Origin of the sequence: Thalassotalea sp. LPB0316 (assembly GCF_014898095.1) — a bacterium.
Lineage (GTDB): Bacteria > Pseudomonadota > Gammaproteobacteria > Enterobacterales > Alteromonadaceae > Thalassotalea_G.
Genome location: NZ_CP062946.1, coordinates 1,096,479 through 1,111,244 on the forward strand (window position 1 = coordinate 1,096,479; position 14,766 = coordinate 1,111,244).

Consider the following 14,766-nt stretch of genomic DNA (forward strand, 5'->3'; position numbering starts at 1 on the left):
ACCAATTTTAAATGCTAACTCAGTGAAGGATATTGTTTTTCTCTAAATTACCTTATCGGTTAGAAAGAGAAAAAATTTAGAGCTTTTTGCAGATTATAACAAGTGCTGTAACTTTTACACCTTTAGTTACAAAAAGAATGTGTAAAAGCGTCAATTGTTTTAAATGTGTGAATTTTCAGTGAATAGGGTTTTATCGTCGTAATTGAGCATCGTTAGATAGTTTCCCCAAACACAACCTGTATCAAGGGCGATAATATGGGGGTTGTTAGTTTTTCCCATTAACGCTGCCCAGTGACCAAAATACCAATAATATGACGCTTGTTCTTTTGTCATCAGATTAAACCAAGGCTGAACATTTTTTGGTGCGTCTTTGGGGGATGATTTACAAGCAAACTCTAAACTACCATCAGCATAACAAAATCGCATACGCGTATAGGCATTGATGGTGTAGCGGAAACGGTCGGTTTTGGTTTTCACGTCACACCAATTGTTCGGCGCATTGCCATACATGCGCTCAAGCCATTTTATGCGAGACTTACCGCGAATCTTTTTCTCAGCAAAAGCGGCGTTGGCTAAGGCTTCTTCGAGCGTCCATTGTGGTGAGATACCTGCGTGGCTGAGATAGGATTTGCCGTCAGGTAAAGGCAGAAGCAGTGGAAATTGAGCCAGCCATTCAATGATATTACCAATGTGTTTACTGGTGAGTAAGCTATCGAGGTTATCAGATTTCTTGGCCTTTTTAAGGCCGTGATAAATCGCCATTAAATGTAGATCATGATTACCGAGTACGGTGTTAAAACTCGTGCCTAAGCTTTGTAAAAACACAATAGTTGCTAAAGAGTTACTACCTCTTGCGACTAAATCACCAGCGGCCCAAAGTTGATCTTTTTTAGGGTCAAACTCAACCCGTTCGAGCAAGCTTTGCAGTTCACTGTAACAACCTTGAATGTCACCCACGAGATACAACGCCATAAATCGTTAAACCTCGTTAGTTGATAATGTTTGGCATTGCCAAGGTAAAGACCTTAATGGGCGCCTTAACCTGTTTACCATCTTGTTGGACAAAAATATAAAAGCCTTCCATGGTGCCCATCGGGCTTTTTAAAATACAGCCACTAGTGTAGGTGTATGTTTGTTGGGGTTGTAAGATAGGTTGTTGACCGACCACGCCATCGCCCTCAACGGTGCTGGTTTCACCAATCGAGTCGGTAATTAACCACGAGCGTGAGAGCAATTGCGCGCTTTGCTCGCCATTATTGGTTATGGTGATGGTGTAGGTAAACATATAGCGTTGATCATCAATCAACGATTGTTCAGGCATAAAACGCGTCTCTACCTGAACACTAATTGATTGGGTTGTTTCCATCTCGAGCATAGTGATTAAGCTTGCTTTTGTTTTGTCACGATATTAGCTAATGTGATGTATTGATCAATCGTTAGATTTTCTGGTCTGAGTGTTGGATCAATGTTGTTATCGATTAACGTTTGCTCATCGAGTAACTTCTTAAAGCTGTTGCGAATTGTTTTTCTGCGCTGATTAAAAGCCGTGACGCAAACGTGGTTGAGATCTTCTAAGTTGTCTACTGGATTTGCAATTTCGCGGTGTGGAATCAACCTAACAATGGCGGAATCAACTTTGGGCGCTGGTTTAAACGCTTCTGGGCCTATTTCCATCACCGGTAATACTTGGCATTGGTATTGAGTCATAATCGATAAGCGACCATAGGCTTTGGTGTTTGGCGATGCAGCCATGCGATCAACAACTTCTTTTTGCAGCATAAAGTGCATGTCTTTAACACTATCTTTAAAGCTTAGCAGGTGAAAAATCAGTGGCGTTGAAATGTTATATGGCAAGTTACCAAAAATGCGCAAAGGCTTTTCATCATCGGCTAGTTGATGAAAATCGAATTTAAGTGCGTCGATTTCATGGATGGTTAATTTGGGTGCTAAAAATGGATGATGGCGCAAGCGCTCAGCTAGATCGCGGTCTAACTCAACAACACTCAAATGGCCAGCGCGATCAACGACTGGCTCAGTTAATGCGCCAAGGCCTGGGCCAATCTCTACTAAATTTTCACCTGGCTCTGGATTAATCGCATCAACGATACGTGAAATAATGGCATCGTTGTGGAGGAAGTTTTGACCAAAGCGTTTTTTGGCCTGGTGACCTAAGTGACTATTTTTACTCATGACTTATTTTGACTTAATAAAATGGCGCTATTGATCGCTTGGATGAAACTACCGCTATCAGCTTGATTGGTACCGGCTAAATCTAATGCGGTACCGTGGTCAACTGACGTACGGATAAATGGAAGCCCGAGCGTGATATTTACCGATTGGCCAAAGCCTTTGTATTTTAATACGGGTAAGCCTTGATCGTGATACATCGATAAAATTGCGTCGGCATCGGTTAAATATTTTTGTTGGAAAATAGTGTCAGCTGGCAGTGGCCCAATAATGTTAATACCTTCTTGTCGCAACATGTCGAATGTTGGATTCATCACTTCTATTTCTTCTTTGCCTAAGTGGCCATCTTCACCTGCGTGCGGGTTAATACCACAGGCGTATATTTTCGGTACTGCGATGCCAAATTTAGTTTGTAAATCGTGATGTAATATACGAGTGACCTTACTCAAGCGCTCTGGCGTTATTGCTTTAGAAACGTAAGCCAACGGTATGTGAGTTGTCACTAGTGCCACGCGCAAACCTTCGGTCGCTAACATCATCACAACATCGCTACAGTTAGCTTGCATAGCAAAATATTCGGTATGGCCACTAAAGGCGATGCCGGCTTGATTAATCAAGCCTTTGTGAACAGGCCCTGTGACCACCGCGGCAAATTCGCCAGAGATATTTTTTTCACTAGCGATACGCAAGGTTTCAACAACATAATGGCCATTGTTGGGGTTAAGCTCTCCGGCACGACAAACGTCACCTAGTGCGACATCGAGTACTGTTATGGTTCCAGCTGGTGTTGCGGCATTATTCGTCTCGTCATAGTCAACGAGCGATATCGGCATATTGAGCAGTGCTGCTCGTTCAATCAGTAATTGCTTCGATGCAACAACGACTAGCTGCACCGGCCAAGCCTGTTGTGCAATATTTACCACTAAGTCAGGACCAATACCTGCTGGCTCTCCTGGGGTAATGGCAATTCTTTGGCTCATTTATAAGTCCTGCTCGAAAATTTCTATAAAGGCTTGGTCACGTGTTTCTTTGATCCAACGTGCGCTCTCCATACCAAATTTTCGGTTGTATATTAATTGATACGCTTTGTTTTCGTTTATTTGCGCTGTGGCATCTAACATTCTGCGACCAGTGAGTTGGGTAATATGCCAACCAAATGAAGATCGGAAAGGTTTACTGTATTCATCTATTTCCAAGCTAGCAAGCATATCTCTAAAGGCAGGGTCGTATTTGTTTGGATCTGACCAACCTAAGTCACCACCGCGCACTGATGTCGGGCCTTCTGAGTGCTCCTTAGCGAGCTCAGCGAAATCAGCTTCACCAGCGGCAATTTGGTCTAAAAAGCCTTGTAACATTTCTTCTGCCTTGGCATCACTGAGGATAATAGTTGGTTTGATCAAGATGTGACGAGCGCGCACTTCTTCAACTTCAACCACTTCACGACCGCGAATATCGAGGATTTTAACAATACTAAAACCAAGGCCAGTGCGAATAGGGCCAAATATATCGCCTTTCTTGTTGCCTTCAATCACTTCAGCAAATAACGTTGGTAACTCATTAATGGTTTTCCAGCCTAAGCTACCACCGTCAAGCGCGTTTGAATCACCTGATGAGGCGATGGCGATACGACCGAAATCGGAGCCTTCATTTAATAGTTCGATAACTTTTTCGGCACGCTCTTTAGCGGCGTTTAAGTCGGCTTGAGTTGGCTCCGGTGGAAACTCGATAAGAATGTGGCCAATATTGTACTCTTCATTTTGACTCGTTTGTTCTTTCATTGTTTCTAGTAAATTATTGACTTCTTGTGCTGAAATATTGATGCGGCGACGAACACTTGCACGTCTAACTTCACCGATAATCAATTCTTTCCTCACGCTTTCGCGGTAACTTTCATAGCTCATGCCATCGTTGACAATGACTTGGCGAAATTGCGCTAACGACATATTGTTTGATTGGGCTAAATTGGTAATCGTTTCATCAAGTTGAGCATCACTAACTTGCACACCCATACGCTCACCTAGCTGTAAAATAAGGCTTTCGTTGATGAGCTTATCCATCACTTGGACGCGAAGCGCTTTATCTGATGGCAACGCTTGATTTTTTTGTGCTGCTTGCGCCTTGATATTAGCAATCAGCTCGGTAACTTCTGACTCAAGGACTACGCCTGAGTCAACAATGGCCGCAATGCGGTCTAATTCTTGTTCTGCACTGTAGCTCACAGAAGGGCTTAATGCACTGATACTCAATAGTGCAACTGCGAATAAGCTTTTTAGAGGTAATAAAGTTTTCATTAAATTTCTTTCTAGTTAATTTTTAAGAAAATATGGTTTTTTGTAGCCAAAGATACTCGAATTTAACATATCTTGTGCTGCTGCAGATGACTTCTTGCCACTAAGGCCGGTAATCACTAACTGTAACACAAAGCCGCTGTCGAATGTTTTACGGTTTTGGTTGTCAATGTCGTTGTCATCAATTGTGGTATTAATATGTCGATGATATGCCAGTCTAACAGCCCAGCAACAGCTTTCATATTGAACACCTAAATAACTTTCAAGGCTGCGATTTTCTCTCATATCTTGAGTTACGCGGCCAACCACTTGCCAATTTTGACCAACTTGGGTCGTACCGAGCAATGAAAGTTGCTCCAATGTTTGTGTTGAGACATTGCGAATGTAACGATGGTTCAATTGAATTGTATGTTTTCTATTGGGGAGATAGTCAATACTAAATTGGCTTTTGTTCGTTTGGTCATCGTGCGTATCGTATTGGATATCACCACTAAACTGCCATTGTTGATTGAGTTGAAAGAAAACGTCTGCCGCTAAAGCCGAGGTTTCTTCATCAACAATTAAACCCCTGTTATCCGTTGTTTTGCCTGCGTCAAAGTAATTGATTTGGCCGACACTGGCACGAAAGATCTCATTCGATTGTGGGTCTAAAATGCGAGAAGTTAAACCCCATGAAAGTTGGTTAGCAGCAGCAATTCGGTCTAAGCCACTATAACGTCGATCGCGAAATAGGCCGTCGTAGTCATCTTGCAACGGCGCTGAGTCATAGATGCCGATATCGCTTTGATCTTGGTCTCCGACATATAAATATTGTAGCTGAGGCTCTAGCGTTTGGGTGTAACCGTCTTTGCTCATTGCGCGATCAAAGTAGATACCACCGTGGACGCGAGCTTTCGGCAGAGAGCGACTAACCGACTCGCTCAACTTACTGTCTCTGGCTAGGTTGTCTTGTTTGTAATTGGTTTGCAGGACTTTAAACTCAGAATTGAGAAAGTATGCAGGTGTCGCAATCGGAAATGTCATGCCGGCTTCAACGTGATACCGATCTGCCTCAGGCATAGTGCTGTCTTGGTTAGTAAACCGCGATACTTCCGAATACAGTTCGAACACGCCATTAAAACTCGACAAATCAAAAGCACCGTCAAATTCGATTTGAGGTAGTGTTCTATAACTTTGAATATGGTTACCTAAAACTTCGAAATCCTGAACTTTAGCGGTTAGTTGCCAATCTTTGGCAAAATAGGCAAGCTCACTGATTTGATATAAGTAGGCATCTGAAGAGTTGTAGTGTTTACTGCCAATATCAACTAAATAGTTGTCATCACTAATGGTGGTGTAATCGACATAAACCCGAAAATTGTCATCAAAGGTACCAAAGTGTTGAATACGGCCCAAATAGCGAGATTTTTCACCTGCTCGCCCTGTTAAGGCTTTATCTCTATTGAGGTATTCAAAGTTTACTTGGCCGCGCTGTTCATCGTGTAAGTAACGAAATTCAGAGTTAAGTAAGACACCGCGCTTTGACATGTAATGTGGTGTAAAGGTGGCGTCCATATTTGGCGCAATGTTCCAGTAAAATGGTGCTTCAACTTCTACACCTACATTACTTGATGACCCCACTTTGGGGTACAAAAAGCCTGTTTTTCGTTTATTGGTTACCGGAAAGTTAAAATAAGGGACATAGAGTAAAGGTACGTCGAATACTCTAACCACTGCGTTGTATACTTCGCCAACGTTATCTTCTTCAGAGATGTAGATTTTCCCTGCCGAGATTTGCCAATCGGGAGATTCGCCTAAACAGGTGGTGTATGTTGAATCAATTAAACTTAATGAACCATCGGCATTGATGTGAATAATACCAGCACCGCCATGCCCCGGGTTCGAGCTTAATTGATAAGATGCCTGACTCAATGTAGTGCTTTGGTTTTGTTTATCGGCGTTTAAGTGCTCAGCAAAAACGTTAACACCATCACTTTGAAAGTGGATACTACCTGAGGCATCAAGGCTTGAGGTTTCACGGTTAAACGCTAATGAATCGGCTTTAATTGACTGACCGTTTTGACTCATAATGACATTGCCATCAAACTTAGCTATGCGGTTTTTTTCGATATAGGCTTGATTTGATGTGATTTGAATAAAGTCTTGAGGCAACATATCTGTCGCTTCCATCACTTTTGCGTATGATGGAATAGGGCATGTTAAGTCTTCTGCTTGTTCGGTAGTGTTTGCTGCGTGAGAAAAACTTGAGAAAAATACACAGCTAAACGCCCATTTTAAGAAACGGTGACAGAGCATCTAATGTCCGAAATAATGTTTAATTTAGGGTTATAGTTATAATTTTTGGATTATAACACGAGTTTCTTGGTATCTTAGAACAATTTTTACGGCTTTGTTAACCCTGTTAGTTAACCCGACTACTAATCCATTATTAACTCAGCTACTAACTCAATAAAGGAAGTAATCGCTCGTGGCGACCCAACGCAGTGTTTTATTAAAACGCTGGCTAATTAGTCAGTTAGAAAAGTTATCTGTTCAACCCATTTCACCTAACGGCATTTTAATGACAGCATTAACGGGTGACGCAGGTTTTCGCCAATATTTTCGGGTACAAGGTGGGCAGAATCGAACCTTTATCTTAGTGGATGCGCCACCTAAACTTTCAAATAATCAAGGCTTTGTCGACGTCACTGGGTTGTTAACACAACACAACGTTAACGTACCTAACGTATTGAGCTTTGACGCACCTAATGGCTTTTTGTTACTTGAAGATTTAGGCGACCAGCAGTTTTTTGATGTCTTAGCCCAGGATAACTTGCTCAACTGGTATCACCAAGCTATTGATCAACTGATTAAAATTACCGCCATTGATCCGCAGGCGTTGCCAGTCACATTACCCGACTATGATGACGCGTTTGTCTTAACTGAGTTAACCATTTTCAGCCAGTGGTTGATTGATGCCTATTTAGATATTCATTTAACAAGCGAGCAGCAACAGCAATTAACGGCTTGTTTTGATGTGCTGATTGCCAACGTCAATCAGCAACCCAAAGTTGTCATGCATCGAGACTTTCACAGTCGAAATTTAATGGTATGCGACAACCAAATTGCGGTCATTGACTATCAAGATGCGGTCGTGGGGGCACTGACCTACGATATCGTGTCACTTTTACGCGATTGCTACAAAAAGCTCTCGCCGTTACACGTTAGCCAATTATTTGAATATTTTATTGAGCAAGCGTCATCTCATCCCAATCTTGCGGCTAAGCTTGAAGGCGTTGAACCACAGCAACTCAAACGTTGGTTTGATTTGATGGGGCTGCAACGTCATATTAAAGCCAGCGGTATTTTTGCTCGATTATCACTGCGTGATAACAAACACGGCTATCTTAACGATATTCCTCTAACGCTTGAATATATTGTTGAGGTGAGTGCTCACTACTGTGAATTGGTTTGGCTTGGTGACTTTGTTGAGCAATATGTGCAACCAGCATTACAGGAGAAGTTGAGATGAAAGCGATGATACTCGCTGCGGGTAAAGGCGAGCGAATGCGGCCACTAACCGAAACTTGTCCTAAGCCAATGCTTAAGGTCAATGGTAAGCCATTACTTGAACACCACATCATCCAATTAAAAAATGCTGGTATTACCGACATTGTGATTAATCATGCTTGGTATGGTGAGGTGATTGTCGACTATTTTGGCAATGGTCAAGCATGGCAGGTGAGCATTGAATATAGCGCTGAAGCCGTTGGCGAGTTGGAAACCGCTGGCGGGATCATTAAAGCATTGCCCTTATTGGACGATGAGCCGTTCGTGTTAGTCAACGGTGATGTTTATTGCCAGCTCGATTATCAACAGTTACCTCAAATGCTTTCAGGGCTTGCGCATTTGTGTTTGGTTGAAAATCCTGAGCACAATCTGACAGGAGATTTTGGCTTAAATGATCAACGGGTGATGTTACCATCTGATGCTAGCGACGCAACTTATACCTACTCGGGGATAGCCGTTTTATCGCCTTCGTTATTTAAAGACTACCTTAATCATCACGGCCCACTTCCTTTAGGTCCGCTCCTAAAAGCAGCGAGTGAACAAGGTTTGGTTAGTGGACAACTCATTGATCATCATTGGACAGACGTTGGCACGCCCGAACGATTAGCGCTATTGAATCAGCAACTTCAACAAAACCAACAACAGGCAGAAAAATAAATGAAAGTATGGGGCAAAGTCTTTGGCTTTTTATTTGGTTTGATGCTGTCAAAGCATATTTTTGGTGCCTTGCTTGGCCTGTGGCTAGGTCATGCCTTTGATAGGCGTCGAACACTAAACTTTCACTTTCAATCGACCGATGAAGAGTTAAATTCACAAGCGGCATTTTTATATACGACGTTTTCAGTAATGGGCTATGTTGCCAAAGCTAAAGGCCGCGTCAATGAGCATGAAATCAAATTTGCAAGCCAATACATGGATAAAATTGGCTTAAAAGGCGAGCTCCGTCAGCAAGCACAAGATGCCTTTCGCGAGGGAAAATTAGCAGGTTTTCCGCTAGAGCAACGGATTGAAAAATTTAAACAAAGTTGTCATGGTCGAAGTGACTTAATGTTAATGTTTCTCGAAATTCAAATTCAGTTGGCCTTTGCCGATGGTAAACTAACCATTGAAGAGCGAGAAGCACTGGGTAATATCGCGAGCCTACTCGGCATCTCAAATCGCGAGCTCAACCGTTTACTCGACATGATCAGTGCGGGTGCACAATTTCATTCAAACCAGCAAAGCCGTGGTAGTCAGTCATCACGTAAACAACAACTCGCCAATGCTTATAAGTTACTCGGGGTTGAACCGTCAGCTGACAAACACACCATAAAAAAAGCGCATCGCAAGTTGATGTCACAACATCACCCTGACAAATTAGTTGCCAAAGGACTGCCGCCTGAAATGATGAACGAAGCAAAAAACAAAGCCCAAGACATTCAAGCTGCCTATGATTTGATCATGGCACAATTGTAACGGGATATTAGCTTTGGGGTCAGAGTCAAATGACTCTGACCCCAAAACGTTGAGGATAAATTTTGACCAATAAACTACATTTTTTACCATACACCGCTGATATGATTGAGCCAGTAATTGCGCTTTATCAACAAACCTTTGCCGATGCTGAAGGTGAAGCAGAGGGCAAGAATATTGGTGGGTTAGTTCGCAGCATGCTTACCACCACGGGAGCTGACGATTTGTTTGGCTTTGTTGCCATGCTAAACGATAATTATGTTGGTGCTATTTTATTTACTAGAATGTGCTTTGAAATACCGGTTAACAGCTTTATTTTATCGCCGGTTGCCGTGAGTACTAAGGTTCAAAAACAAGGGATTGGTCAGCAGTTAATTAACCACGGTATCGGTCAGTTGGCTGAGCAAGGCGCAGAGTTGTTGCTTACCTATGGCGATCCAAACTATTACAGCAAAGTGGGTTTTGAACCGATAACCGAACAACAGATTAAAGCACCACAGCCCATGTCTTTTCCGCATGGCTGGTTAGGCCAAAGTTTGGTTGCAGAAACGGTACCGAGTATCTCCGGTGATAGTCGCTGTGTTGACGCACTTAATAAGCCAGAATATTGGTAAGCTGACGCTATATACCTGGCTTTTTTACTCGCTCTTTTTTACCAAGCCGTTTATTACCAGACTATTTTTACCTGCCTATTTTTTACCAAACTTTTTTTTACCAGCCTAGAGAAGCGAGCCAGCCTCTAATAGCTCCTAGTAGTGCTTTATTTGGGTAGTAGCCGGTTTCAAAGTTATTGATTTGATATTGGCGATATTCAACTTTTAAATTTCGGGTGCTTTCTTGTTTTCTCAATAACATACTATGAGCGACATTTTGGTTGTCGTGTTTGAGAAATAAATCGAGTGTAGGAATATCGTTTTCACTGAGTTGGCGAGCAAACTGTTGATTGTTTTCTGGTGTTAGTTGGTAGGCACTAAGCATGATAAAAGCTTGCGGCTGCGGCAACTTACTTTCACTGAACAAGCGGGTTAGAAAGCCAGCATTATTGCCGGCAGAAACAATCAAAATAGCCCCTTGCTGCTTCTGTGCTTGTTCAATTACGCGAGTCATTAACGCTTGCAATTGCTGCAAATAATCATCGATAACCGCTTTGTTTTCACTCTCTCGGGTTTGCGCTTCAAGTGCAGTTGATGGGTAACCGTCAGGCATGGCTAAAGGCTGAATACTCAAGGTCGAATAGCCCATATCAGGCATTGTTTTGGCTAAGTAAGCAAGGTGTTGGCTTGGTGAAATAAAGTCGTGCCAGTCGGGTAATAAAATCACCACCCCTTTGTTAATCGGTGTATTGCTTTTTTGCGCTAATAAAGCATAACTTTGTGTGCCAACTAATACTTCAGAGACCTTGGTTAAATAGTGCTTGATATCTTTTTGTTGTTGCTCAAAGTAATCAGGCGCTGGTACGAGTTTTACCTCATTCGGCTGACTTGCGCTATTTGACTCTTGTTGCGCAAGCGCTGAAAAACAGACAAATAAAAGCAAACTCAGGAAACACAAGGTCATGCTGAATGAATTTACGTTGATAAATCTTGCTTGCAGGTTATTGGTCATCGTTTCAAAACTCAATCACTTTAGTTAAGTCATCGGATTAATTGGTTAAAACTTTACTAAAATAATGCCTCTTTAATTGCCAGATTAAAATGGGCAGTCAGCTTTTAGTGCGATTTTCTCATTTGTGACCGGATGAAAAAACTCAATGGTAAATGCGTGTAATTGCAGGCGTTCACTGAGTGATAATGCTTGATCATGAGCGTAGAGGCGATCACCTAAAATTGGGTGCTCAAGCGATAACATGTGCACCCTCAATTGATGTGAGCGCCCAGTAATTGGCGTTAATTCAACTAAGGTGGTTTCTTCTTCTTTGGCTAACACTTGGTATTGCGTGGTAGAAGGTTTACCGTGTTCGTGACAGACCTTTTGCTTTGGCCTATTTGGCCAGTCGCAAATAAGCGGTAGGTTGATTTCACCCTGTTGTTCTTTTACTTGGCCATAAACCCGAGCGCGATATTTCTTGCCAACTTTGCGCTTTTCGAACTGTTGTTGAATATGCACGTGTGCCGGTTTATTTAATGCCATGATCACTAAGCCTGAGGTTGCCATATCTAGCCGATGGACGATAGTCGCCGTTGGCAAAACCGATTTTACGCGATTTTCTAGGCAGTCTTGGTGCTCAGGCAAACGCCCAGGCACCGTTAGTAAACCGCTGTTTTTGTTTAGCACCACTAAGTCATCATCTTGATAGACAATATCGAGATAGGGTGTCATTGGTGGGCGATAAATAAAGTCTGGGTTGGCGACCATATTACTATTGCCCAGCCACAATTAAGCGAATAGCTTCAAATTTCAACATAGCATGATCAATATAATGTGCTAATTGCACTTGCTGCTCTTTTATGAACGCTAATTCTTGATCGCGAACATTCGGGTTAATTTTGGCTAACGCCGATAAGCGCTGGTACTCTTGGGTTAACGATTCGGTCATTAACGCTTGGGCTTTGGCCTGAATATTAGCGACTTGAGTTTCGGCGTGGTTTTCAGCAGCAACAACTAATGGCGTAACTTGCGATTTAAGTGCTTTAACAAGTTGTAAGGCGACCTGTTTTTTCACCGGAGATAATTGCTTGTCAAAGACATTTGACGGCACTTTATCTGCTAAGTCGTTACCGTTTTTATCAACTAAAATACGAATTGGCGTAGTTGGTAAGTAACGCGGCAATTGCAACTGACTTGGCGCGGTCGCTTCTACGGTAAATAAACACTCAAGGAAAAACGTACCGGCTGGAATAGCGGGGTTTTTCAAAATACCAATACTTGAATTACCAATGTCATCAGACAGAATTAAATCCATCGAGCCACGCACCATTGGGTGGTCCCAAGTCAGCAGCTGGTAATCTTCACAAGCAAGTGCCGTTTGGCGATCAAAGGTGATTGTGGTGCCATCTTCCGGCAAGTTCGGGAAGTTCGCATTAAGCATATGCTCTGTTGGTTGCAAGGCAATGGCGTTATCGGCTTTATCGTCTTGTTGAATGTTAAAAACATCGAAAACGTTAAACATAAAGCTCGGCAACTCGATATCGTCATCTTGATCTTCGATCAGCTCAACCAGTTGTTGCGCACGCCCTTGGCCTGAAGAGTTTAACTCGAGCAGCTTATCGCGGCCGGCTTCTAGATCGGCTTTAATTTCAAGGTGTTTGGCATGGCTATCGCTAATAAACTGATCCGCATGAGTTGATTGCCAATTTGCGGTCAGGGCAAGCTGAGTGAGTGTTTCGCCGTATTGATCATACACCGCTCGGCCGGTAACACAGGTGTGTTCGAAGGCATCAAGCCCTTGGTGATACCATTTAAATAGCAAGGATTGCGCAGATTGCTCAAAGTACGGCACGTGGAGTTTAATGGTTTGTGTTTGACCAATGCGATCTAAGCGGCCAATGCGTTGCTCGAGTAAATCAGGGTTAGACGGTAAATCAAACAAGACTAAGTGATGAGCGAACTGGAAGTTACGGCCTTCACTGCCAATTTCTGAGCACAATAAAACTTGGGCTGAGTCTTCTTCTTGCGCGAAATATGCCGCAGCGCGGTCGCGCTCGATAATCGATAAACCTTCGTGAAATACCGCTGCGCGCATGCCTTCTTTCACGCGCAGTGCGGTTTCTAAATCGATCGCCGTTTGCGCGTGAGCACAAATCACCAGCACTTTTTCTTTGCCAAGTGATTTGAGTAAATCAATTAAAAAATCAACGCGTGGGTCGATCTCAAACCAAGGGTAATCGTGGTGATCTAAGGCAAATAAACGCTCAGGTGTATTGAGCCATTGGCTTTGCGGAGACTGCTTTAAAGTTTCTACGTCAGCTGATTGAATGTACTCAACGATTTTATCTTGGTAATCGTCAGGCATCGCTAGCGGTGTTGCTAACAACTTACGCTCTGGAAAGCCTTTGATGGTATTGCGTGAGTTTCTAAATAAAATACGGCCCGTGCCATGGCGATCAAGTAACTGTTTTACCAAACTTTGACGAGCTTCTACGCGCTCTTCGCCATCGCTGTTCGCCAGCAACAATTGATCGGAAACGTCGCTTTCCTTTAATAGTGCAGATAGGGTGCTGATATCATCAGCAAACAGTTCATCTTCACTAAGTAGTTTGTTGGCACTTTGCGCAACTTCTTGGTAATGGCTTTCTTCTTCAACAAATTTAGCGTAATTAAAGAAACGATCAGGATCGAGTAGTCGCAAACGCGCGAAGTGGCTTTCGTGGCCGAGTTGATCAGGCGTTGCCGTTAACAGTAATACGCCCGGAATCGTTTGCGCTAATTGCTCAACACATTGATATTCCAAACTTGGCTTTTCAGGCTGCCAATTGAGGTGGTGCGCTTCATCAACCACCATTAAGTCCCATTCTTCAGCGATAATCGCTTCATACCATTGTGGGTTTTGGCAGACAAAGTCTAAGTTAACTAACACGAGTTGCTCGGTGCTAAATGGATTTTCTTCGCCCGACTCAACACAGCGCTCTTCGTCAAAAATGCTAAAGGCAAGGTTAAAGCGGCGCAACATTTCTACTAGCCATTGGTGCATTAATGGCTCGGGTACAATAACGAGTACACGGCTTGCTCGGCCACTGACTAATTGTTGGTGAATAATAAGACCTGCTTCAATGGTTTTACCTAAACCCACTTCATCAGCCAGTAACACACGTGGTGCGAAGCGCTTACCGACTTCTTCGGCGATGTATAATTGATGAGGAATTAAACTGACACGGCCGCCAACTAAACCCGATAAATGTGATTGTTGCTGTTCAAATTGTTTATTTAAACAGTTTTTTCTCAGTTGAAACCAGTCAAGGCGATCGACTTGGCCATTGAGCAGGCGATCATGTGGCTTATTGAACTTGATAAAGTGATCGATCATCACTTCTTTTAAGCTCGCACTTTCTTGGGTATCAACGCGAATGCCGTGATAGGTCAATAATGCATTTTGCTCTTCAATGCGCTCGACTTTGAGTTGCCAGCCTTCATGACTCGGAATAAGGTCACCTTCGTTAAAGATTACTCGGGTTAGCGGGGCGTCGGCTTTGGCGTATTGGCGAGAGTCGCCGGTGGCGGTAAATACTATCGTAACAAAGCGGTTTTCTACTGCGGTTACTGTGCCTAAACCTTGTTCTGATTCGCTATCACTTATCCAGCGTTGGCCGAGTTGAAATGACATTAAGTCGAGTCTCCTAATCATTAGCTCAAA

The 14,766-nt window shown here is 43.0% G+C and carries 13 protein-coding genes; 4 read left to right on the forward strand and 9 right to left on the reverse strand.

The features are described from left to right. Window positions 1–159: 159 nt before the first annotated feature. The 6 genes from LP316_RS04885 to lptD are packed head-to-tail and all read right to left on the reverse strand — an operon-like array spanning window position 160 to window position 6,770. A complete protein-coding gene (locus LP316_RS04885) occupies window positions 160–972 on the reverse strand; it encodes a symmetrical bis(5'-nucleosyl)-tetraphosphatase (protein WP_193022960.1) in 813 nt (270 codons plus the stop codon). Between the two features lie 16 nt (window positions 973–988). After that, window positions 989–1,366 carry a Co2+/Mg2+ efflux protein ApaG gene (gene apaG / locus LP316_RS04890; protein ID WP_193022961.1) on the reverse strand — a complete coding sequence of 126 codons (378 nt, stop codon included), beginning with the start codon at window positions 1,364–1,366 and terminating at the stop codon, window positions 989–991. A 14-nt stretch (window positions 1,367–1,380) separates the two neighbouring features. Next, on the reverse strand, window positions 1,381–2,190 hold the full coding sequence (gene rsmA, locus LP316_RS04895; protein WP_193022962.1) for a 16S rRNA (adenine(1518)-N(6)/adenine(1519)-N(6))-dimethyltransferase RsmA: 810 nt from the start codon (window positions 2,188–2,190) through the stop codon (window positions 1,381–1,383). After that, the gene (gene pdxA, locus LP316_RS04900) at window positions 2,187–3,167 is read right to left on the reverse strand and encodes a 4-hydroxythreonine-4-phosphate dehydrogenase PdxA (protein ID WP_193022963.1); all 981 of its coding nucleotides are present in this window, start codon (window positions 3,165–3,167) and stop codon (window positions 2,187–2,189) included. The genes rsmA and pdxA overlap by 4 nt, the downstream gene beginning before the upstream one ends. Next, window positions 3,168–4,478: a peptidylprolyl isomerase SurA gene (gene surA / locus LP316_RS04905; RefSeq protein WP_193022964.1), complete on the reverse strand. Its 1,311-nt coding sequence runs from the start codon at window positions 4,476–4,478 to the stop codon at window positions 3,168–3,170. It lies immediately after the preceding gene. Between the two features lie 15 nt (window positions 4,479–4,493). After that, complete coding sequence (gene lptD / locus LP316_RS04910; protein ID WP_193022965.1) at window positions 4,494–6,770, reverse strand: LPS assembly protein LptD; 2,277 nt, start codon at window positions 6,768–6,770, stop codon at window positions 4,494–4,496. A gap of 172 nt (window positions 6,771–6,942) precedes the next feature. Here lptD and LP316_RS04915 point away from each other — a divergent pair, with 172 nt between their 5' ends. From LP316_RS04915 to LP316_RS04930, 4 genes are all read left to right on the forward strand, one after another. After that, on the forward strand, window positions 6,943–7,986 hold the full coding sequence (locus LP316_RS04915; RefSeq protein ID WP_193022966.1) for an aminoglycoside phosphotransferase family protein: 1,044 nt from the start codon (window positions 6,943–6,945) through the stop codon (window positions 7,984–7,986). Beyond that, window positions 7,983–8,681 (forward strand): N-acetylmuramate alpha-1-phosphate uridylyltransferase MurU, encoded by a 699-nt coding sequence (murU, locus tag LP316_RS04920; RefSeq protein WP_193022967.1) that lies wholly within the window; start codon window positions 7,983–7,985, stop codon window positions 8,679–8,681. The genes LP316_RS04915 and murU overlap by 4 nt, the downstream gene beginning before the upstream one ends. After that, window positions 8,682–9,479: a co-chaperone DjlA gene (gene djlA / locus LP316_RS04925; protein WP_193022968.1), complete on the forward strand. Its 798-nt coding sequence runs from the start codon at window positions 8,682–8,684 to the stop codon at window positions 9,477–9,479. It begins immediately after the preceding gene. Between the two features lie 62 nt (window positions 9,480–9,541). Continuing rightward, window positions 9,542–10,090 carry a GNAT family N-acetyltransferase gene (locus LP316_RS04930; protein WP_226960805.1) on the forward strand — a complete coding sequence of 183 codons (549 nt, stop codon included), beginning with the start codon at window positions 9,542–9,544 and terminating at the stop codon, window positions 10,088–10,090. A 97-nt stretch (window positions 10,091–10,187) separates the two neighbouring features. On the opposite strand, the gene LP316_RS04935 is transcribed toward LP316_RS04930, so the two are convergent. From LP316_RS04935 to rapA, 3 genes are all read right to left on the reverse strand, one after another. Next, entirely contained in the window at window positions 10,188–11,081 is an 894-nt protein-coding gene (locus LP316_RS04935) for a DUF3530 family protein (RefSeq protein WP_193022969.1), read from the reverse strand. A gap of 84 nt (window positions 11,082–11,165) precedes the next feature. Further along, the gene (locus LP316_RS04940; protein ID WP_193022970.1) at window positions 11,166–11,831 is read right to left on the reverse strand and encodes an RluA family pseudouridine synthase; all 666 of its coding nucleotides are present in this window, start codon (window positions 11,829–11,831) and stop codon (window positions 11,166–11,168) included. Window positions 11,832–11,835: 4 nt separating this feature from the next. Then, window positions 11,836–14,736, reverse strand: a complete 2,901-nt coding sequence (rapA, locus tag LP316_RS04945; protein ID WP_193022971.1) for an RNA polymerase-associated protein RapA — start codon at window positions 14,734–14,736, stop codon at window positions 11,836–11,838. Between the last annotated feature and the right edge of the window lie 30 nt (window positions 14,737–14,766).